We start from the raw sequence: 21,324 nt of genomic DNA, 5'->3' as shown, positions 1-21,324 counted from the left end.
TTTCCCGTCCGCGGGTACTTTAAGTGAGTTTCGTGCACACCTTTTCATTCTGTCCCCACCGCGTATTCTCGGTGTTCCAAGCAGTTGCAGCGGATCAGATGGACACAAGGTGGCTTTCGCCGATCCAACACCTGTTCGCAGCTGCTCATCATCGTCGATACGGAGGAGTGATGCTTTCGTTGCGGAACTGATGACACGTGACGGCCGATTCATCGCTGCCGTCCGATCGGCACGCAGGCCATGAGCAACATCGCGCGACAACGGCAAGGCACCCTGAACAAGGAGGAAGCGCTATGAGCAATCAGAATTTCCCTGAAGACCCCTTGGCACCCCGAACCGAACCAACCGCCGCCAACGACCCCTTGGCAACTCGCCCCAGCGGAACATCCGCCACCGATCCTTTGGGTTCACCGCCATTTCGGCCGCGCTCCACATCACAGTCCGAGCCGCCTGCGGTGTCACCGGGTCAGGACGAGAATTCCAGGGCCGATGTCGCAAAGGGTGAGGCCCAGCAGGTCGGCCAGGAAGGCGCCGCCGCCGGTCGCCACGTCGCCGACACCGCCAAGGGCGAAGCCCGGAATGTCGCCGAGGAAGCGAAGGGCCAGGCTCAGAGCCTGATGCACACCCTCCAGCACGACCTCAACGAGCAGGCAGGCACCCAGCAGAAGCGTGCCGCCGAGGGATTGAAGTCCGTCAGTGAAGAGCTGCGCTCGATGGCAGACAACTCGGAGCAGAACGGCATCGCCACTCAATGGGTGCAGGAAGCCGCCAGCCGCCTGGGAAGCGTTGCCGGCTGGCTCGACGACCGAGATCCTTCCTCGGTGCTCGAGGAGACCAAGCGATTCGCCCGCAACCGCCCGGGAACGTTCCTGGCGATCGCCGCCGGAGCGGGTCTGGTGGCCGGTCGGCTCGCGCGCAGCCTCAAGGAGAACAGCAGCGGCTCGGGCTCGAGCAGCAGCTCGAACTCCAGCACCGGCTCTCCCTCGTCCGGGGCCGGCGCTCCCGTCTCCAGCCCACCCTCGGTTCCTCCGCAGGCGGGCGACTACAGAAGGGATCCGCTCGAGGGCGGAGTTCCCGCCACCGGCGCCCCGGAGACGAGGACCGCGCCCGGGTACCCGTCGCAGCCACCGGCATACCCGACCAGCTCGCCGAGTGCGGCGCCGAGCCGAGTCGATCCGACGTTCCCGGACGACGGCGCTCGAGGACTGAACTGAGGAGGTCGAACCGATGACACAGCCACGAGACCATATGCCCGGCCACGAACCAGGCGCCCACCCGACCGGCGCCCCAGGAGCCGGAGTTCCGGGGGCCGGAGTTCCAGGAGCCGGAGCCCCGGGAGCCGGAGTCCCGGGAGCCGGAGTCCCGGGAGCCGGATCTCCGGGGACCGGAGTCCCAGGAGCCGGCGCCCCGCGGTCTGACCAGGACCACCTCATCGGTGCCGATCCTGACCAGCGCGCACGCGAGCAGTCGTTGGGCGACATGCTCAAGGAGGTCAGCCGGGACCTCTCCACGCTGATGCGCCAGGAGGTCGAACTGGCAAAAGCCGAGTTGCGCGAGTCGGCCAGCAAAGCAGGCAAGGGGGCCGGGATGTTCACCGGCGCCGCCTTGGCCGGTTACATGGTGCTGCTCTTCCTCTCGCTTGCGTTGTGGGCCGGCATTTCCAACCTCACCGGTCCGGTGTGGGCAGCGATCATCGTCGCAATCATCTGGGCGATCGTCGCGGCCATCCTCGCCCTCAAGGGCAAGAAGGAACTGAAAGCAGTCGAGGGCGTTCCGCAGACCACGGAGACCGTCAAAGAGATCCCAGAAGCACTCAAGTGAACAGGGGCGATGAATCATGAGCCAGTCACCAGATGAAATCCGTCGACAGATCGAAGAGACCCGCGCAGAACTGGGCACTGACGTCGATGCCGTGCAGGAGAAGGTCAGCCCGTCGTCGATCGCGCAGCGTCAGATGGACGGAGTCCGCAGCAAGGTCGGTCAGCTCAAGAGCAAAGTCATGGGCGAGGCAGACCACGCAAGCGGCACTGCCGGCGCCAAGGCCCAGCACGCACAGGACGTGATGCAGGACAAGGCCCACGAGGCCGCCGAGGCGGTCCAAGGTGCTCCGCAGCAGGTTCGCCAGCAGACCCAGGGCAACCCCGTCGCTGCAGGCCTCATCGCCTTCGGCGCGGGAATGCTCGCCGCCGCGCTGCTGCCGGTGAGCGAGCGCGAGAAGCAGGCGGCACAGCAGATCAAGGAGAAGTCCGAACCGCTGGTCTCCGAGGTCAAGGGCGCCGCCCAGGACGTCGCCGAGGGCATGAAGGAGCCCGCCCAGGAGGCCGTCGAGGAAGTGAAGGGCACTGCGCAGGATGCTGCGCAGAACGTCAAGAGCGAGGGGCAGGACGCTGCCGAGCACGTCAAAGGACGTGCCGAAGAGGCGAAGTCGAATGTCCAGGATTCGAGCGAGTCCGGACTGTCGAGCTCCTCTAGCCAGCCAGACCACTCGGGTCCGACGGGCACCGCGCCGTCGAGCCGACCGGTGGTCACCGGGGATCCGGATCGGCCGCGCTACTCGACGCAGCCAGGCGGCCCCGGCTACCCCTCGGATCAGCCGGGCGGCAAACACCAGGCCTGAACAGCCAAGGTCTGAACAGCTCATAGCCAGTGCGCTCAAGCAGTCGGGCGCATGAAGAGACGCAGCAGCTCCGGTGGGACACCCACCGGAGCTGCTGTGTGTCCGGGCGCCGGACCATCAGCCCGCGGCCGGACCATCGCCCCTCAGCCGCACCGCTCATTCGACGAGCTTGCCCTCCTGGCTGACCTCGCGCATGAGCGCGGCCACCTCGGGGTCGACCGGCGGGATGTCCTCCCTGATCACCCCGGCCTCCGGCGACCACACCAGATTGACCTGGAGACTTTCGTCGAGGTCGGGATAGTCACTGCGATTGTGGCAGCCGCGCGTCTCCCGGCGCTCGAGAGCACATTCGAGGGTCGCCCGCGCAGCGAGCACCGAGGACCTGAGGTCGAAGGCATGGGCGAGGTCGGAGAACCCGGCGATGTCGGGATGGATCCCCACCTGCCCCATCCTGTCCTCGATCCCGGCCAGCTTCTCCAAGCCGGCGAGCAGACCCTCCTCGTCGCGCACGACTCCGGCGTGCTCGGTCATGAGAGTGCGGACCTCCCGCTGCAGCGCCCGCACATTCTCCGGCCCATCGGAGGCGAGCAGATCATCGATCTCAGCCCGCGCCTCGGCGACGGAATCCCGCGACCGCACCTGCGCCTCCAACTCCTCCGAGTACGTCACCGCGGAACGGCCGACGATCCGACCGAACACGAGGAGTTCGATGAGCGAATTGCCGCCGAGGCGGTTGGCCCCGTGGAGGCCGGACGAGGCCTCGCCGATGGCCCACAGTCCCTCGACGTCGGTGCTGTGGTCGACCGGGTCGACCCACACCCCGCCCATCGAGTAGTGCGCGGTCGGCGCGATCTCGATGGGGTGTGAGGTGATGTCGAGCATCTGCGTCTCCATCAGCGTCTGGTAGACCCGGGGCAGCCGGCTCATGATCGTCTCGCGCGGGAGGTGGGAGACGTCGAGCCAGACGCCGCCGTTCTGAGTCCCCCGGCCCTCGGCGATCTCGGTGTAGGCCGCAAGCGCCACTCGGTCCCGGGTCGAGAGCTCCATCCGCTCGGGATCGTAACGTTCCATGAACCTCTCGCCGAGGCTGTTGCGCAGGATTCCGCCCTCCCCGCGGGCGGCCTCGGAAACCAGGGTGCCTGCCGCGTTCTCCGGTTCGATGATGCCCGACGGGTGGAACTGGACGAGCTCGGCGTCGCGCAGCCGCCCACCCGCCTCGACGGCGAGGCGGAAGGAGTCACCAGTGTTCTCGTCCCGGCGGGAGCTGGTTCGACGCCAGATCCGGTTGTGGCCGCCGGCGGCGAGGATGACCGCGTCGGCGTGGATGCGATAGCGGCTGCCGTCGACGAGGTCGAAGCCGAAGCAGCCGAAGATCCGGCCGTCCGAGACGAGGAGCTTCGTGATGTAGACGGTGTCGAGGATGGGAATGCCCCGCTGTTCGCTGCGGCCGACAAGGGTGCGCTGGATCTCGAGGCCCGTGTAGTCGCCGGCGAAGGCGGTGCGGCGGAAGGTGTGGGCGCCGAAGAAGCGCTGGGAGATCCGCCCGTCGTCCTCCTTCGCGAAGTCCATGCCCCAGCGCTCGAGGTCGGCGACGCCCTGGGCCGCGCCCCGGGTGACGATTTCGACGGTGCGGGGGTTGGCGAGTCCGTAGGATTCCTTGATCGTGTCGGCGGCGTGCTGCTGCCAGGAGTCCTCGGGGTCCATGGTGCCGAGGGCGGCGTTGATGCCGCCGGCGGCTAGCGAGGTGTGGGCGTCGTGCTTGGGACGTTTGCCGACGGCGAGGACATCGACTCCGGCCTCGGCGACTTCGATGGCCGCCCGGAGTCCCGATCCGCCGGTGCCGATGACGAGCACCGAGGTGGAGAGGACATGTTCGCGGAGATTCTGTGGTGAGGTCATGCTTCCACGCTAGGAACACCCCGGCGATACGTCCAATGCATTGTTCTGCTCGACTTCATAGCAGTAGGCTATTACCATGAATCTAGAGCAGTTGGCGAGCTTCGTCGCGGTCGCCGAAACGGGACATTTCACGAAAGCCGCCACCGCCCTTCACCTGGCGCAACCTTCCCTCAGCCGGCAGATCTCCACCCTGGAGAGGGAACTCGGCGCGCAGCTGTTCAACCGCGCGCGTGGACACATCAGTCTCACCGATGCGGGCGAGACTCTGCTCCCGACCGCTCGCCGGATGCTCGCCGATGCGGAATCCGTCAAGGTCGACATGGCCGAGCTCGCGGGTCTGCGCCGGGGCAGGATCCGCCTCGGCGCCACTCCGACGCTGTGTGTGAGTCTCCTCGCCGAGGCGATCAGCCGGTTCCACACCGACCATCCCGGGATCGAGCTCACTCTCATGGAGAAGGGATCCCGGGAGCTCATCGACGCGCTCGGCGTAGGACAGCTCGATCTGGCCCTCGTCACCCGCACCCTCGACGCCGGAGCCCCCGGCCCCCGACTGCGAACCCAGGGCCTGCTCGCCGAGGACCTCGTCGTGATCTCAGCCGACACCTCGACGCTGGTCGAGGCGGACCGGGTCACCCTGGCCGAGGTCGCCGCACTCCCCCAGATCGCCTTCCACCACGGATATGACCTGCGGGCGGCCACCTCGGCGGCCTTCGACGCGGCCGGGATTGTCCCGACCATCGTCGTCGAGGGGGCGGAGATGGACGCGGCCCTGCGGTTCGTCGAGCGTGGGCTGGGAGTCGCGATCGTCCCGGCGATGGTCCTCGTCGACCGGCCGGGCTTGAAGTCGGCGCAGCTGCTGGCGCCCAGCCTGTCCCGGACGGTGAGTCTCGCGGCCCGGGCGGACGTGCGGGCGACGGCAGCCGCCTCGGCGATGGAGGAGACGATCCTCGCCACCGCACACGCGCTCAGCGCGGAGTCCGCAGGCCTGGCCGACCACGTGCGGTTGGTGGGGTAGGGATGCTTGCCGCAATCCGCCCGGGGGCACACGACCCCTGGACAGGCCTCGGCGGCGTGCGTAGCGTTTGGGTATGAGTGATCAGAATCGTGAAGTCCACAACGACAGCATGGACGAGGACACCGTCGAGTCGCCGAGCAGCGAGACCGAGACCCGGCAGCGGCAGAACAAGCCGGGCGACAGCGAGACGCTGCGGGAGCCCGATGTCGACGACGCCGCCGTGAGAACTGCCCCCGGGACGGGCGGACCCGATGACGCGGGAGATGTCGACGTCGACGACATCGAGTACCACCCGAAGGGGCGGCCGGACGAGGGCCCGGCGGGCTGAGGTCAGTAGGCGCGGGTCGGGGGACGACGCCTCGGCGCTCTGACCGATGTCAGGGAGGAAAGTGACAGATTTTCAGGGAGGAAAGGGTCGAAGTCTCGATGACTTTTCGACCCTTTCCTCCCTGGAAATCTGATAGGTCAGCTGCCGGTCAGCCGCCTAGCTCCCGCTTCCCGCCTTTCAGGTCAGTCGACGGTCAGGCGCCGGGCTTTCCGTCCCTGTCGGTGTCGGTGTCAGCTCCTGCGGGGCCGCTTCCGGTGCCGGGCAGGCCCTGGGACTTGCGGCGCATGAGGAGGACGACGATGACGATGATGGCCAGGCCGCCGACGGCCAGGAGCACGATCATCGGGGTCGACATCCCGGATTCGCTGTTCGACGCTTCGCCGATCTCGCCGCGGTCCTCGCCCTTCTTGCCGGGTTCGTCGACGACCGCGCCGCCGAGTCCGGCCTTGGTCGACTGCTCGACGGAGCCGCCGGCGCCCTCGGCGTCGTTGAGGGTGAAGCCGTACTCACCGGAGACCGGGTGGCCGTCGGCGGACACGACGCGCCAGATCACCTTGTACTCGCCGGGCTTGAGGTTGTCAGGCAGTGCCACGGTCAGCTTTGTGCCCTCGACGGCGAGCTCACCGGCGGAGACGTTGGTCCCGTCGATCTCGACCTTGACCTCGCTGCCGACCTGCTGGACGTCGCCGGAGAAGTTCAGCTCGATCCACTCGGGCTGCTTGTCGAGCTTGGCGCCGTCTTCGGGGTTCGAGGAGACGAGCTGATCGTGGGCGCTGGCAGGCGCGAAGGCAATGACGCTCATGGCAGCGACGAGCAGGGCCACGAAGCCAAGCCTGAGAGCGGTCCAACGGGTTCGAGTCATGGGGATCATGGGAAGTTCTCCTTACAACGTTTGCCTAGAGTCTAGTTCGCAAACCACCAGTTGCCTGGATGACCCTCTCCATTGTGTCAATGATTTCTCTGATTTCATTGAGCCTGCCCGCGATACTGTTGCACCATGACTTCTGAAACCACGAGCGCCCCGCCACCCTCTGCCACCGCACCGGCGACCGCAGCAGCAGGCGCCCAGGCGACGCCCACCTCGGCGCGTCCTCAGGATGACCTGTACCGTCACATCAACGGCGAGTGGATCGACTCGTTCACGATCCCCGACGACCGCGCCGGCGACGGCGCAATGCGCGAACTCTTCGACACCGCGGAGAACAAGGTCCGCGACATCATCACCTCCGTCTCCGAAACCCCGCAGGAGTCCGGCAGCGAAGGGCAGAAGGTCGCCGACCTCTTCTCCTCCTTCATGGACCTCGAGCGGATCAACTCACTGGGCACCTCTCCCCTGGACCCGATCTTCGAGGCCATCGACGCCGCCGAGGACAAGTCCGAGCTCGCAGCCCTCCTCGGCCGCCTCGAGACCGAGGGCATGGGCGGGCTGCTCGGCGGCTACGTCACCGCGGACGCGAAGAACTCCGAAATCTACGCCCTCTACCTCGTCCAGGCCGGCATCTCCCTGCCCGACGAGGACTACTACTTCAACGACGACCACGCCGAGGTGCGGGTGAAGTTCGTCGAGCACGTGAAGAGGATGTCCGCCCTCGGCGGGATCGGGACCCGCAGCGGGCTCCCCGACGCCGAGGTGGCCGCCAAGGTGATGGCCTTCGAGACCGCGCTGGCCCGCCACCACTGGGACCGGGTGTCCTGCCGCGACGCTGAGAAGACCTACAACAAGTACACGGTGGGTCAGCTGCGCGAGCTCGGACCGGAGTTCGACTTCGACTCCTGGTTCTCCTCGCTGGCCGCCGACGTCGACGGCGGACTCGAGTCCCTCATCGTCGCCCAGCCCTCCTACGTGACCGGGATGGCCCAGGTGTGGGCGGAGACCGACATCGACACGATCAAGACCTGGCTGCGCTTCACCGTGCTCTCCGACAACGCGACCCTGCTCACCGACGAGATCGTCGAGGAGAACTTCGACTTCAACTCCCGCACCCTCTCGGGCACCCCTGCCCTGCGGGAGCGCTGGAAGCGCGGTGTCGGGCTCGTCGAGGGCCTCCTCGGCGAGGCGGTGGGCAAGCTCTACGTCGCAAGTGAGTTCCCGCCGCCAGCGAAGGCGGCGATCGACCACCTCGTCGAGATGCTCATCAAGGCTTACGACAAGTCGATCACCGGACTCGACTGGATGAGTGAGGAGACGAAGCAGCGGGCGCTGGTCAAGCTGTCGAAGTTCACCCCGAAGGTCGGCTACCCCGAGGTGTGGCGCGAGTATCCGGCGACGATCGACGCCACCGATCTGGTCGGCAATGTGCGCCGGTGCTCACGGGCCGAGCATGCCCGGCAGATCAGGCGGATCGGCCAGGAGATCGATCGAACCGAGTGGCTGATGACCCCGCAGACGGTCAACGCCTACTACCACCCGGTGATGAACGAGATCGTGTTCCCGGCCGCGATCCTGCAGCCGCCCTTCTTCGATCCCGAGGGTGACGTCGCTGCGAACTTCGGGGCGATCGGCGCGGTCATCGGCCACGAGATCGGACATGGTTTCGACGACCAGGGTTCGCGCTACGACGGCGATGGCAACCTCGTCGACTGGTGGACGGCTGAGGACCGGGAACGGTTCGAGGAGCGGACCACGGCGCTCATCGAGCAGTACGAGGCTCTGGTGCCGGCGGGACTCGATCCCACCCAGCACGTCAACGGCGCCCTGACCGTCGGTGAGAACATCGGCGACCTGGGTGGTCTGTCGATCGCGTGGAAGGCCCTCGAACTCGAGCTCGGCGGGTCTCCCGACGCCGAGCAGGCCCGCAACTTCTTCGAAGCCTGGGCGAAGGCCTGGCGGTCGAAGATGCGCACCGAGGAGCGCGTGCGCCGGCTGAGCATCGACCCGCATGCGCCGGAGGAGTTCCGCTGCAACCAGGTCGTGAAGAACATGACCGCGTTCCACGACACCTACGGGGTCACGGAAACCGACGGCATGTACCTCGCCCCCGAATCCCGCGTCACCATCTGGTGACGGACCCGCAGTAGAGCGACCTCAGCCCCGCAGTGGGGCGGCCTCAGCCCCGCAGTAGAGCGGCCACAGCCCCGCAGTAGAGCGGCGGCCCGGCACCCTCGAGCGAGGGTGCCGGGCCGTTCATCGTATGCCTGTTCTCAGCGGTGGCCGCTGACGAGGGTCGCCAGCCGGTAGGCGAATTCCTGCCAGCTCGACACCTCCGCACCGGATTCCATCGCGTCCTCGAAGGCCTCGGAGTCCGCGAACTCCGAGTCCAGGGGCAACCCCTGCGGGAGCTCGATATAGCTCAGCCCGCTCTTGTCGGTGCGCAGAACTCTGAAGCCCGCCTCTGCCGGCTTGAGCTCCGAGCTCATGACGACGAGCAGTCGTCCCGGACTCGTTTCATGGACCGGTTCGACCCCGTCCTGGTATCCGAGGAGTTCGCGCACCTCACGCTGGGCGGTGATGACGAATTCGGAATACGCGCCGACTCCCACCACCGGGATCCGCGAGGTCAGCGCCTCGGCGGAGACTTTGATCAGTCGGGACCGCGCCCGGCGACCGAGCGGAGAGAGATCCTTGCCCGACAACGCCAGTCCGTCGTAGCCGACCAGGGAGGGATCCGTGTCCTCGACCGGATCGAGCACCGTCGCATCGAGCCCGAAGTCCGCGTACCAGTCCGGGGTCGGATCCGGCCTCCCCTCATCCCAGAACGTGTAGAGCAGGAACGGGGTGTTGACGCCGTTCTCCGACAGGTAGAACGGGGGCCGCTGCTCGCCGGCGGTGACGGGGAACGGAACGACGTTGCCCTCGACCGGGGCCGGGCAGGTGGCAAATGCCGTGAACGCGCACGGGTAGTTGACCGCGCGGTTGAAGTCGACGATGACGGAGCCGTCGGCCCCCGGAATCCCCAGATCCACCATCCGCCACATCGAGGTGGACCGACCGTTCGTCGGATCGTGGAAGGTCAGGTGCAGCCCGGTCGTGGGGCTGCCGGTGGCCTCCAGCCGCACCTCTCCGCTCTCGGACTCGAAGCTGACCGTGCCGACGACCTCTGTCTGCAGCTGCACGTCGGACTGCGCGGTTCCGATCATGCGCTTCTGCGGCGGGTCATAGGGTGTGAACTTCCCGAGGAAGACGAAGGACCGGTCGTGGTCGAACACGGGGACTTCGATGAATTTGTTCAGCAGAGGGGACTTCGAGTCGCGGATCCTGATGGCTGTGCGCCCACCCCGCTCGATGAGCTCATAGAGGACGTGGCCGACCGTGAACCAGTCGAGCGATCCCTCCGGGGGCAGCTTCGCGCTGAACCCGTTCTCCTCCACCTGCACCTGGGGTCGAGGCGGGGCGGGTGCGGCGGCGGTGGTTTCGGTCTCCTTCTCCCCACGGAGGAGGTCGAAGGTCTCGGCGGCGGGACCGGCAGTCGTCCCGGGTTTGAGGACGACCCGCACCCAGCCGTCTTCGACGGTGAAGTCTCCGGGCGCACCGGGCCAGGTCGTGGCCTCATCGAGCCAGTAGAGGCCGGCGACGGACAGCCATCCGAAGGGCCTGGCCAACGCGGAGTTTCGCGAATCACGCCATGTGTTCCATTCTGCAACGAACTGGTCCACGTCGAATCCTCCTCGTGCTCGGGCACTCGTTTCCGGGTCAGGGGCAAACGATAGGCTGTGAAAATGAGCACAACTCCCATGAACCCTCAGACGAATGCACAGGTCGCGTCCGAACTCTCGGACTTCGTCAGCTCCTCACCCACTTCCTATCATGCCACCGCCGTCACCGCGGCCGGTTTGGACGCGGCCGGTTTCGTGCAACTCGACGAGCGCGAGAAGTGGGCGCTGGAGCCCGGCGACGGGTGCTATGTGGTTCGTGACGGCGCGATCATCGCCTGGCGTGTCCCCTCCTCGCTCGAAGCGATCAGCGGCTTCCGCGTCTTCGGTTCGCACACCGACTCCCCCGCGTTCAAACTCAAACCGGGCGGCGAGTTCGCCTCCGAGGGCGTTCGGCAGGTCGGGGTCGAGATCTACGGCGGTCCGCTGCTCAATTCCTGGCTCGACCGCGAGCTCGCGTTCGCAGGCCGCCTCAGCCTCGCCGATGGTCGCGTCGTCCTCGCGCAGACCCCGGCGATCGCGCGCATCCCGCAGCTGGCCATCCACCTCGACCGACAAGTCAACGAGGGCCTGACGCTCGACAAACAGCGTCACACCACCCCGATCATCGGTCTCGCCGACCTCGCCGAATCCGACATCATCGAACTCCTCGCCGCCTCCGCCGAGGTGGACCCCGAACAGGTCGTCGGCCACGACGTCTACACGGTCCCCACCCAATCCCCGTCGCTGTTCGGCGCGGAGGACGAGTTCTTCGCCTCGCAGAGGTTGGACAACCTTCTCTCCGTCCACGCCGGGTTCACCGCATGCCGGTCCGTGGACCCCGACGGATTGGAGGCGATCGCAGTCTTCGCCGGATTCGACCATGAGGAGATCGGGTCGAATTCGCGCTCAGGAGCCTGCGGACCATTCCTCGCCGACATCACCGAACGCATCGCCGAGTCCCTGTTCCCCGACTCCACGCGCAGCGACTACCTCGCCCTGCTGGCCGGGTCGGTGTGCCTGTCCTCGGACGCCGGTCACGCGGCGCATCCCAACTATCCCGAGCGCCACGACCCGCATGTCCGGCCCCGGCTGGGCGGTGGACCCATGCTCAAGCTCAATGCGCAGCAGCGCTACGCCACCGATGCCGTGGGCACCGCCGTGTGGTCGGCGGCCTGTGCGGCGGCCGGCGTCGAGTCCCAGGACTTCGTGTCGAACAACGCGATGCCCTGCGGGTCGACGATCGGCCCGCTGACCGCGACCCGACTGGGCATGACCACCGTGGATGTGGGCCCGGCCCTGTACTCGATGCACTCGGCACGGGAGATGTGCGCGATCAGCGACGTCGCCGCCCTGAACGCCGTCGCAAGGGCGTTCCTCCAGGGGTGAGGTGGGCGCGTCGGGGTCATGTTGGCAGGCACGACCCCGACGCCCTTGGGCTCGACCTACTTCTGCAGCTCCTCGAGGGCCTTCTGCGAGCCCGGGTGGAGCTTGATCGGATCGGGTGCCTCGGCGTTCTCGACGTTGATCTCCTTCGCCGCGGCGTGGACCTTCTCGAGGTCCGCCTTCTTGTCGTAGACGAGCTTCGTCAGCGCGCACGCCGTGCCCTCATCCATGTCGTTGCGGACCATGAGGACGTTGGGCGTGACGAGGGTCTTGACGGCTGCGACCCCCTTGTAGGTCTCGGCCGGAACCTCACCCACCTCGTAGACGGGGTTGATCTCCTTCATCGGCTCCTCGAGCGACGAGATGTCGAGGAATTCAACGTCCTTGCCGTTGGAGGTGAACAGGTCGGTCACACCGGCCGTGGGCAGGCCGCCCGACCACACCATGCCGTCGATCGTGCCATCCTTCATGCCGTCGACGGTCTTCGCCAGGTCGAGACGCTGCGCAGTGACGTCGCCCTCCTTGAGACCGGCGGTCTCGATGAGGCGATTGGCGATGACCTCGGTGCCGGACTTGGGCGAACCGGTCGAGATCGTCTTGCCCTTGAAGTCCTCGACCGATTTGATGTTCGCGTCCTTGCGCACGATCACGTGGGTGTAGTTGTCGTAGATCCGGGTCAGGGCGGAGATCTCCTCCGGTTTGTCGAACGAGCCGTTGCCGCTGACCGCATCGGCTGCGGTGTCGGCCAGGGAGAACGCGATGTCATAATCGCCGCTGGCCAGCTGCTGGAGGTTCTGCACGGAGGCGCCGGTCTCCGCCGCGGTGGCCTTGAGCTCGGTATTGCTCGAGATCACCTGCGCCAGACCGCCGCCGAGCACGTAGTACACGCCGGTCGAGTTGCCTGTCGCGATGGTGATCTGCCCGGAGGCGGCGGTACAGCTGTCGCCACCTTCGGCCGCCGGGGTGTTCTCCCTCTTGCCGCCGCATGAGCTCAGCGCCAGCACGGCGGCCAGCGCCATCGCAGCGGTCGTGAACGTCCTTGTCCGTTTCATGAGTGGTCCTTTCTCAACTGGACTCGGCCGGGGATCCGGCCTCGTTCGGTTCTGTCGTTTTCGGTGGGGTGGTCGAAGTCGGCCGGCGCCGCAGAATGAGGTGGACGACGACGGCGAGGACGAGGGCCGTGAATCCGATGATCATCGACAGCGGTTGCAGGTAGAGCAGCGCCCCCGCGGCGACGAAGCAGAGGACGCGTTCGGGCCACCCGGCACGGCGGAGGAGCCACCCGCCGGCGCCGGCGGCCAGTGCGGCCACGGCGAACGCGGAGACGACGCCGGTCCACAGCGCGCCGACGAATCCGCCCTGCGCGACGAGGTATGCCCCTTCGGGAGTGAAGGTGAAAGCGAGGGGCACGAGGAACGCCGGGATCGCGTACTTGCACGCCTGCCACATCGTCGCAATGACGCGGCCGCCGGTGATCGCGGAGGAGGCGACTGCGGCGAGCGCGGTCGGGGGTGAGACCTCGGAGAGCACGGCGTAGTAGAAGATGAACATCGCGGCAGCCGCCTCGGGGATGCCGAGGGTGATGAGCGCCGGGCCCACGATCACCCAGCTGATGATGAACGAGGCGGTCACGGGCACCGCGAGTCCGAGCACCGTGACGGCGACGGCGGCGAAGATGCAGGTGAAGACGATGACGGCGGTGGGGTTGTCGGAGATCGCCTGCGCACCCTTGATGAGGATGTCGGAGATGACCTGCCCGAGGCCGGTCTTCGTGATCGTCGAGACGATGATTCCCGCCGCCGCGCACACGCTGGTGACGGGCAGGACCGAGCGGATGCCGGTCGACAGCGCCGAGAAGATGACATCCCAGACGGCGCCGAGGATCGACCCCGGCTCATTGCGGCGGCTGATGATGATCTCAGCGATCCCGAATCCGATGCCCACGAGGGACGCGTAGACCACCGCTTTGAACGGAGCCATGCCCATGGCGAGGAACACGACGATGATGCCGAGCGAGATGAAGTGGTAGAAGCCCTTCTTGAGGATCGGCCAGGAGCGCAGGCCCGCAGGCGGCTGATAGTCGACCTCGATCTTGCGGGAGTCGATCTCGATGGCGAGGAAGATCCCGAAGTAGTAGAGCAGAGTCGGCACGACTGCCCAGAGCAGGACGATCCCATAGGAGACGTTGAGGAGCTCCGCGATGATGAAGGCCGCAGCGCCGAGGGTCGGAGGTGAGAGGATCGCGCCGATGCCCGAAGCCGCGAGCATGCCGCCCGCGTTCTCCTTCGGATACCCGGCCTTCTTCAGCACGGGCCAGGTGACGGCGCCGAGCGAGACCGCGGTGGCGGTTCCTGATCCGGAGACCGTGCCGAGGAGGAAGCCGGACAGCGCCACCGTGCGACCGGGTGCGGCCTTGGACTTCTTGAACAGCGAGAAGCTCAGCTCGATGAAGAAGTTGGCAGCCCCTGTCTTGTCGAGGACGGCCCCGTAGATCGTGAACAGGACGATGTAGGTGGCCGCGACGTCGAGGGGAATGCCGTAGAAGCCGCTGGCGTCGTTGTAGAGCGCGTTGACGATCTGGTCGAAGTTCTGGCCGGCGTGCGAACCGGGCCAGCCGATCGGAATGTAAGCCCCGTAGTAGCTGTAGAGGAAGAAGAAGACGCAGAACAGCGGGAGGATGAGCCCGGTGGTCCGCCGCGTTGCCTCGAGGATGAGCACCAGCAGGATGCCACCCATCGTGACGTCCAGAGTCGTCAGGGAGCCCTGCCGGTTGAGGAACTCGTTGAATCCTCCCGAGAAGAACGGCAGCACCGGGTAGGCGCAGGTGAGGAACGTGAGGACGACAAGGACCCAGTCGATGATCGACGGGTTGTCGTGGTCGCGAGTGGAGTCTGCCGGCTTTCGGGTGAACCCGGGCCGGTAGCAGATGAACACCAGCGGCAGGACGAGGGCGAGGAACCACATGAGGTAGTACTGGTTGCCCTGGGGAAGCGGGAAGAACACCTGCTTGAGCACGTAGAGGGAGATGAGGAAGCAGACAATGCTGATGCCGAGGTCGAGACGACGGGTGAGGCTGCGCTGCGGCAGCTCCTCGTCGTACTGCGCGATCAGCTCGTCGACGTTCGCCTTGGGAAGTGGCGTATCGGCGGAAGCAGCGCGAGGCTGTGCGGACATCAGTGTCCCTTTCAATTACGCGGGCTCAAGCTGTGAACTCACTCACACTATAGCCATCCGCGACCGCCGCAGAGGTTTCGACGGAGAAACCTGCCGAAAGTTCCGCTGATCGGGAGGGGAGTCCACCAGTCGGTGCCGGCGTCGATGCCCATCGCTGTGCCGACCTCGGTGCCGACCTCAGCCCATCTCGGTGCCGACCTCGGCCGATGAGGCTTCCTCGATCCTGGCCACCTGGGTCAAGTACCATTCCTGGAATGAGTTCCCCACGATCACAGCTTGCTTCGACACTGCACGGCCTCGACGGCAGAAGCTACGGGAATTACAAACAGATCCGCGGTGAGTATCGATTCGGGCCCGTCGCCCTCTTCATCGATCGGGTCCAGGTCGACCCCTTCGCCTCTCCGTCGAAGCTGCGCGTGCGGGTCAGCCGCGAAGACGCAGCTTTCCCCGCCGAGCTCACCACGAGTCGCGCCGATCGCATTGCAGTGTCCGACTTTCTCCTCCGTGTCGGCAACGAGGTCCTGTCGCGGCTCGACCAGCGCGCAATCATCCTCGGCCGCCCCGGTCAGGAGATCCTCGACCGCACCAATGTCGTCATCGACGACTCGGGATTCGAAGCCCGGCTGCTCGTCAATCTCCCCGCCCGAGGTCGACGCATCCTCGGCCACCAGGCCGCCGACATCCTCACCCGTGATCTGCCCGACCTCGCCCGGGCGATGTTCCTCCACGGCGAGTGGCGGGGCGACGATCCATCTGCAACCGAGGCGAACGTCTCTCGTCGCCCTGTCTCCTCCTCCAGTTCGCTCCCAACTTTCTCCACCTCGCTCCCGACGGCGCTGCGCGAGCACGTGCAGCTCCACCGCGATCAGCTGGAATTGCGTGACCGCCTCGGCGAGGACGAACTTCTCGGCTTCATCGGCAACGGAGCGATACTGCCGCGACGCTCCGGGGACTCGGATCTGCCGATGGACGCCGACGATGCCGTTCCGTTCCGCAGTCCGGAATCACTCGAGCGCACTTTCGCCCTCTCGAGCGGTCGGACAGTGACGGGCATGGCGCTTCCCCGCGGCGTCACCGTCATCGTCGGCGGCGGCTATCACGGCAAGTCGACGATCCTGCGCGCTCTTGAGCGCGGCGTCTACCCGCACATCGCAGGCGACGGCCGCGAATGGGTCATCACCGAGCCCAGCGCCACCTCCATCCGCGCCGAGGACGGGCGCGCCGTCACCGGCGACGACATCTCTCCGTTCATCAACAATCTGCCATCCGCCACGGACACGAGGTTCTTCACGACCACGAACGCGAGCGGCTCGACGTCCCAGGCGGCCAACCTCGTCGAGGCTCTTGAAGCCGGTGCACACACGCTGCTCATCGATGAGGACACCTCGGCGACGAACTTCATGATCCGTGACGACCGGATGCGCGCGCTCATCCCCGCCGACCGTGAACCGATCACCCCGTTCGTCGACCGGGTGCGGCCCCTGTTCGCCCGCCGAGGTGTCTCAACGGTGCTCGTCGCCGGCGGGTCGAGTGCGTTCTTCGAGGTCGCGGACCGAGTCATCGCCCTCGACGCCTATGTGCCCCGCGACGTCACGACGCACGCGCACGAGCTGGTGGGCGTCGCTGCGGTGGAGCTCGAGGAGAGTCGATCCGCTCCCGACGCTCCCGGCGCTCCCGACGCTCCCGGCGCGGCTGAGGTCTTCTCCCCAGCCCGGGGCCGCGTGCCCACCGCGAAGGCGCTGCGCCCGGCGTCGAAGACGAAGTCAGCGAAGGCGAAGGGCCTCAGCCAGATCCAGTTCGGGAAGAGCTTCATCGACCTCGGTGCGGTCGCCCAGCTGGTCGATCCCCAGCAGACCAGCGGCCTCGCCGAGGCACTGGAGTACATGGCGGAGATCTTCGACGGGCAGACCGCCGTCTCCGAGGCGCTGGCTGAGATCGAGGACATGCTCAACGCACAGGGCGTCGACGGGCTGACCGGGAACCGTGATCACCCCGGGCACGTGGCCCGGCCGCGAGCACAGGAGATCGCCGCAGCGCTCAACAGATACCGCGGCCTGCGCCTCGTCGACTGACGCAGCGTCAGCGTCGGCAGTGGGCGCCGGCAGTCGGCGTCGGCAGTCGGCGTCGGCAATGGGGCCAAAACCCATCACTTTTGAAACTATGCATCTGTTCCGGAACAGATGCATAGTTTAAAAAGTGATGAGAGGTCGCGCCCCGGAGAGGTTCAGGAGTCGAGCAGCGTGGCCAGCTCCACTGTCGTCGTCACCGGCAGCGAGCATTCCGTGCCTCGACAGACGATCGCAGTCCCGTTCGGCACCGCGACTTCCTCCCCGTTCTCGTCCGGCACCCCGGTGGAGCCGGTGAGCAGCGTGACTGAGGGGTGGTGGGCGGCGAACGCGAGCAGATCGGCGTCGCGGCTTGCCACCCGGACCGGATTGAGCGCTCGCTCGGCCTGCCACAGGGCGTGGCCACAGCCGCGGGGCGCCCGACCGGCGAGCGCCCGGTAGACACCGAGGAGCTGGTCGCGGATCTGCAGAGACTGGCTCGTCGTCAGCGGTCCGTCGACGCCCAGCTCTCCGAGGAGGAGCATCGCCTCGGCGGCCGCCGACCTGCCCGAGGGCAGCGCGTTGTCGACGGGGTCGGAGGCGCGCACATTGAGGATCTCGTCGCCCTGGGAGTCGAAGACCTCGAAGTGGTCCTCTGCGGAAGCAGCAGGACCCGTCGGCGCCTCGGCACCCGAGGTGAAAGTCGCGATCATTTCGGCAGCGAGCCGTCCGATCTCCCTGTTGTCGAACGCGCCTTCGTCAGCGAACACTCGACCCTCGATGAGTCCGGCCTCCTGCAACTGTCGAACGGTGATCCCCGCGATGAGGAACTGTGCCCAGTCGGCGAGACCTGCGGATCCCGGGCCGGGTTTCCCATCGGTGGAGCTTCGCCTGAGTCCGCTCTCCTTGTATTCCGCGTAGGACGATTCCCAGATCGTCGCGGCAGTGTCAGCCCAGTTCCTGCCTCGTGCAGACGCAGTGAACAGCGCCGCCTCGGCGAGCGCGGTGGTCGCCATCGAGTTCCATTCGGTGATGGTCTTCTCATCTCGCGCGGGCTGGGGTCGCTGACTCAGCAGCGTCTTCAGCGCATCCTGCTGTGCCCGTGTGGATTCGGTCTGCCATGGCGCCGGCTGGTCGGCGTCGAACGGCGAGTTCGGGTCGCGCAGCCAGTTCATGATCCCGGTCGCAGCGATGACCTTGCCGGAGAGCTCCGCGTCCGCCGGCGAATCGACCAGGACCAGGAGGCCATCGCTGTCTGAGGGGAACTCATCAAGGGTCACCACGTATGCGGCGCCTTCCTCGGAGACACCATCGGCGTTGAGTGAATCCGCATCGAGGGCTGCGATGAATCGGTTTCCTCCCTCGGTCATGTATCCGATGAGGAAGTGGGCCGTATCTTCGACCTCCCGCTCGGCCAGGGCAATCCACTTGGAGTCGGGGTTGAGCGAGTGCTCCACCTTCGCCCACTGCACCACGGCCCTGAGATAGAGGGCATTGTCGTAGAGCATCTTCTCGAAGTGAGGGACGAACCACTGCCGGTCGACGCTGTACCGGGCGATCCCACCGAGCACCTGATCCCGCATCCCGCCGCTGGCGATCCGCGCCAGGGTGCTGCGCACGGCGATGAGGCAGTCCAGGACGAGGTCACCACTGAGGTTCCCGTCGGCACCGAGGAGGTCGACATTGCCGGACGCCAGCGCCTCGCGCACGCGGTCGCCCTCGCCCGACTCCCCCGTCGAATGGTCGCCCTCACCCGACGACCCAGTCGATCGATCGCCCTCAACCGACTCCCCCGCCGAGGTGCCCCGCCGCAGCCGTTCGAACGTCGCCATCAGCTGCAGGAGGTTCATCAGCGGCGGGAACTTCGGGGCACCGCCGAAACCGCCCCACGCCGGGTCGTAGGAGTCGAGCAGGGCTGCGGCCGCGTCGTCGAGCTCCTCGGCACTCAGAGCCTCACGCGTCGCCTCGGCGGGGAGGGCCTTCGTCACGGCATTCGCCATCTCGGCCAGCCCACGGTCCATCCGCCCGGTCATCTCATTGACCTCGTCGCGGCGGTTGACCCACGTCTCGGACACAGCCATGAGCACCTGGGTGAAGGACGGCATGTTTCCGCGCGGAGCGGGCGGGAAATAGGTGCCCGCGTAGAAGGGGCTGCCGCTCGGGGTGGCGAAGATCGTCATCGGCCATCCGCCCTGGCCGCGCATCGCCTGGAGAGCGTTCATGTAATAGGAGTCGATGTCGGGGAGCTCTTCGCGGTCGATCTTGATCGGGAGGTAGTGCTCATTGATGATGCGGGCCACCGCTTCGTCCTCGAAGGATTCGTGAGCCATGACGTGGCACCAGTGACAGGTCGAGTAGCCGATGGAGATGAGGAGGGGGACGTCGCGGCGGGCCGCCTCGGCGAGGTTTTCCGGCGTCCACATCCGCCAGTCAACTGGGTTGTCGGCGTGAGCGCGGAGGTAGGGGCTGGTGGATGACGCGAGTTCATTGACCATGCTTCCAGCCTCTCACGGAGGGCAACCGGCGGTGCCGCTGAATTCCCTGAGACCGCACCGAGCGGCGGCCGAACTGAGAATGGCAGTCTCAGCACGCCGTTGGTCCCCCACATGCGGCGACTCCGACTTATCCTGGAATGACTACGATGGTCGTGAACGTCGGCCGCTCGGCGATCGATCAGCCGTCCACGAGAAGGCGATCGCTCAGCCGTCCATGAGAAGGAGTGGAATGATGAACTCGCACACGAACTCCGACCAAGTCGAGGTGCTCTCGGTCCAGGAGTGCTGGGAATGCCTGCGCAGCACCGACATCGGATGCCTCGCCGTGGTCATCGACGATGGCCCCGACATCTTCCCCATCAACTACGCAGTTGAACACTCGGCAATCGTGTTCCGCTCCGGCGAGGGCACGAAGGTCGACGCCGTGATGGAGAATCCGCGGGTCGCATTCGAGGTCGACGGCTTCGACCCTGAGACCGAGACGGCGTGGAGCGTCGTGCTCAGGGGCAAGGCCGCACCGATCAACGACACCGACGAACTCCTCGACACCGTCTCCCTGAGCGTCACCCCATGGCAGCCCGGCCCGAAGAGCCGGTTCATCAGGATCGTCGCCGAGGTGGTCACCGGACGCCGCTTCCAGGTGGCGGAGTCGCAGCTCTGGGATTCCGCGCTGTCCACTGCGAGCCGCGCCCCCAGGGAGTAGGTCAGCTCCCCGCCCCGCCCCCAGGGAGTAGGTCAGCTCCCCTAGGGAGTAGGCCGCGCCCCCAGGGAGTAGGTCAGCTCCCCGAAGGAGTAGGCCGCGCGCCGAAGGCATAGGTCAGAGCCCCTCGAGGGAGCGGGTCAGATCTCCTCGACCATGGCGAGGAGGCGATCGGGGACGTTGGTGATGATGCCGTCCGCTCCGAAGTCGATGGCGCGCTCCATCTCCGCGGTCTCGTCGATCGTCCACACGAGGCTCGACATCCCGAGCTCGTGCACCGAGTGGAGGAACTCCGCATCTGCCTCCCCGCGGTGTGGGTTGATCTGGTCGACCCAATTCGCGAACTCACGCAGCTCTTCCGGGCCCGGCCGGCCGAGCAGACCGACGGGGATGTCGGGAGCGAGAGCGTGGAAATCGCGGACGAAGTCCCAGTCGGCGGATTGGACGACGAGGAGCCCCGCGGCCAGTGCGCGCCCGAGGTAGCCGGGCACCTCCGCGAAGGACCGGACGATCGCCTCGGCGATGCCGGGGTACTGCCGGGGGTGCTTGACCTCGAGGAGCAGCCCGGTGCGGGTGGCGTGGACCAGTGCCAGCACCTCGGCGAGGTGAGGAACCTGGGTCCCGGCGAAGGTCGGGGACTTCCAGCTGCCGGCGTCGAGGGCGGCGATCTCCGCCGCGGTCATGCTCGCGATGCGCAGGTTCGAGCGGTCGGGGTAGACGTGGCGGGCGTCGGTGGTGCGCTCAAGCGAATCATCGTGGATGACGATGAGCCGACCGTCGCGGCTCATGTGCAGGTCGATCTCGATCATGTCCGCGCCCTGCTCGATTCCGGCGGCGAAGGCGGGCATGGTGTTCTCCGGCCAGTGCGCCGAGGCTCCTCGGTGGGCGATGACGAGCGGGGGCACTCGGGTGTGCACACCGTCGGTCACGGAATGGGTCATCAGCGTGATGGGCATGAGGCGACTCCTCCGATGGAGCGGGCGGGGTTAAGGAGCGGGCGGGGTTAAGGAGCGGGCGGGGGTTGTGAAGCGGGTTCAGAAGCGGGTGGGGTGCGCTCAACCCTAGGGAGCGCGGGCAAGGAACGGGTGATGCGGGG

Annotated in this window: 16 protein-coding genes; 9 read left to right on the top strand and 7 right to left on the bottom strand. The window is 66.8% G+C overall.

The features are described 5' to 3' along the window. Positions 1 to 455 precede the first annotated feature (455 nt). The 3 genes from RIT73_RS05835 to RIT73_RS05825 all read left to right on the top strand — a co-directional run bounded on the left by RIT73_RS05835 (position 456) and on the right by RIT73_RS05825 (position 2,617). Positions 456 to 1,214, top strand: coding sequence for a hypothetical protein (locus tag RIT73_RS05835; RefSeq protein WP_309131121.1), 759 nt, complete (start codon positions 456 to 458; stop codon positions 1,212 to 1,214). A gap of 265 nt (positions 1,215 to 1,479) precedes the next feature. After that, positions 1,480 to 1,821, top strand: a complete 342-nt coding sequence (locus RIT73_RS05830; RefSeq protein ID WP_309131178.1) for a phage holin family protein — start codon at positions 1,480 to 1,482, stop codon at positions 1,819 to 1,821. Between the two features lie 16 nt (positions 1,822 to 1,837). Continuing rightward, positions 1,838 to 2,617: a DUF3618 domain-containing protein gene (locus RIT73_RS05825; RefSeq protein WP_309131120.1), complete on the top strand. Its 780-nt coding sequence runs from the start codon at positions 1,838 to 1,840 to the stop codon at positions 2,615 to 2,617. 156 nt (positions 2,618 to 2,773) lie between these two features. Here the strand turns inward: RIT73_RS05825 and RIT73_RS05820 are convergent, their stop codons facing one another. Then, on the bottom strand, positions 2,774 to 4,516 hold the full coding sequence (locus RIT73_RS05820; protein ID WP_309131119.1) for an FAD-binding protein: 1,743 nt from the start codon (positions 4,514 to 4,516) through the stop codon (positions 2,774 to 2,776). 76 nt (positions 4,517 to 4,592) lie between these two features. Between RIT73_RS05820 and RIT73_RS05815 the strand changes: the two genes are divergently transcribed. Together RIT73_RS05815 and RIT73_RS05810 are read left to right on the top strand one after the other, a co-directional pair. Beyond that, on the top strand, positions 4,593 to 5,531 hold the full coding sequence (locus RIT73_RS05815) for a LysR family transcriptional regulator (RefSeq protein ID WP_309131118.1): 939 nt from the start codon (positions 4,593 to 4,595) through the stop codon (positions 5,529 to 5,531). A 73-nt stretch (positions 5,532 to 5,604) separates the two neighbouring features. Then, entirely contained in the window at positions 5,605 to 5,859 is a 255-nt protein-coding gene (locus RIT73_RS05810; RefSeq protein ID WP_309131117.1) for a hypothetical protein, read from the top strand. 193 nt (positions 5,860 to 6,052) lie between these two features. Here RIT73_RS05810 and RIT73_RS05805 read toward each other — a convergent pair whose 3' ends face one another. After that, entirely contained in the window at positions 6,053 to 6,730 is a 678-nt protein-coding gene (locus RIT73_RS05805) for a copper resistance protein CopC (RefSeq protein WP_309131116.1), read from the bottom strand. A gap of 126 nt (positions 6,731 to 6,856) precedes the next feature. Between RIT73_RS05805 and RIT73_RS05800 the strand changes: the two genes are divergently transcribed. Next, positions 6,857 to 8,863, top strand: a complete 2,007-nt coding sequence (locus tag RIT73_RS05800) for a M13-type metalloendopeptidase (protein WP_309131115.1) — start codon at positions 6,857 to 6,859, stop codon at positions 8,861 to 8,863. 137 nt (positions 8,864 to 9,000) lie between these two features. Here RIT73_RS05800 and RIT73_RS05795 read toward each other — a convergent pair whose 3' ends face one another. Then, entirely contained in the window at positions 9,001 to 10,452 is a 1,452-nt protein-coding gene (locus tag RIT73_RS05795) for a DUF1684 domain-containing protein (RefSeq protein WP_309131114.1), read from the bottom strand. Between the two features lie 63 nt (positions 10,453 to 10,515). Here RIT73_RS05795 and RIT73_RS05790 point away from each other — a divergent pair, with 63 nt between their 5' ends. After that, a complete protein-coding gene (locus RIT73_RS05790; protein WP_309131113.1) occupies positions 10,516 to 11,817 on the top strand; it encodes a M18 family aminopeptidase in 1,302 nt (433 codons plus the stop codon). A gap of 56 nt (positions 11,818 to 11,873) precedes the next feature. Here RIT73_RS05790 and RIT73_RS05785 read toward each other — a convergent pair whose 3' ends face one another. Further along, positions 11,874 to 12,866 (bottom strand): TAXI family TRAP transporter solute-binding subunit, encoded by a 993-nt coding sequence (locus RIT73_RS05785; protein WP_309131112.1) that lies wholly within the window; start codon positions 12,864 to 12,866, stop codon positions 11,874 to 11,876. A 13-nt stretch (positions 12,867 to 12,879) separates the two neighbouring features. Continuing rightward, the gene (locus RIT73_RS05780; RefSeq protein ID WP_309131111.1) at positions 12,880 to 14,988 is read right to left on the bottom strand and encodes a TRAP transporter fused permease subunit; all 2,109 of its coding nucleotides are present in this window, start codon (positions 14,986 to 14,988) and stop codon (positions 12,880 to 12,882) included. Positions 14,989 to 15,242: 254 nt separating this feature from the next. Here RIT73_RS05780 and RIT73_RS05775 point away from each other — a divergent pair, with 254 nt between their 5' ends. Then, positions 15,243 to 17,060 carry an ABC-ATPase domain-containing protein gene (locus tag RIT73_RS05775; RefSeq protein WP_309131110.1) on the top strand — a complete coding sequence of 606 codons (1,818 nt, stop codon included), beginning with the start codon at positions 15,243 to 15,245 and terminating at the stop codon, positions 17,058 to 17,060. 152 nt (positions 17,061 to 17,212) lie between these two features. On the opposite strand, the gene RIT73_RS05770 is transcribed toward RIT73_RS05775, so the two are convergent. Next, on the bottom strand, positions 17,213 to 19,528 hold the full coding sequence (locus tag RIT73_RS05770) for a DUF255 domain-containing protein (protein ID WP_309131109.1): 2,316 nt from the start codon (positions 19,526 to 19,528) through the stop codon (positions 17,213 to 17,215). Between the two features lie 229 nt (positions 19,529 to 19,757). Here RIT73_RS05770 and RIT73_RS05765 point away from each other — a divergent pair, with 229 nt between their 5' ends. Next, positions 19,758 to 20,231 (top strand): pyridoxamine 5'-phosphate oxidase family protein, encoded by a 474-nt coding sequence (locus tag RIT73_RS05765; protein WP_309131108.1) that lies wholly within the window; start codon positions 19,758 to 19,760, stop codon positions 20,229 to 20,231. A gap of 137 nt (positions 20,232 to 20,368) precedes the next feature. Here the strand turns inward: RIT73_RS05765 and RIT73_RS05760 are convergent, their stop codons facing one another. Continuing rightward, positions 20,369 to 21,184, bottom strand: coding sequence for a glycerophosphodiester phosphodiesterase family protein (locus tag RIT73_RS05760; RefSeq protein WP_309131107.1), 816 nt, complete (start codon positions 21,182 to 21,184; stop codon positions 20,369 to 20,371). Positions 21,185 to 21,324: the final 140 nt, after the last annotated feature.

Source organism: Brevibacterium sp., assembly GCF_031179145.1.
In the GTDB taxonomy this organism is placed as follows: domain Bacteria; phylum Actinomycetota; class Actinomycetes; order Actinomycetales; family Brevibacteriaceae; genus Brevibacterium.
This window is presented reverse-complemented; position numbering and strand designations above follow the sequence as displayed.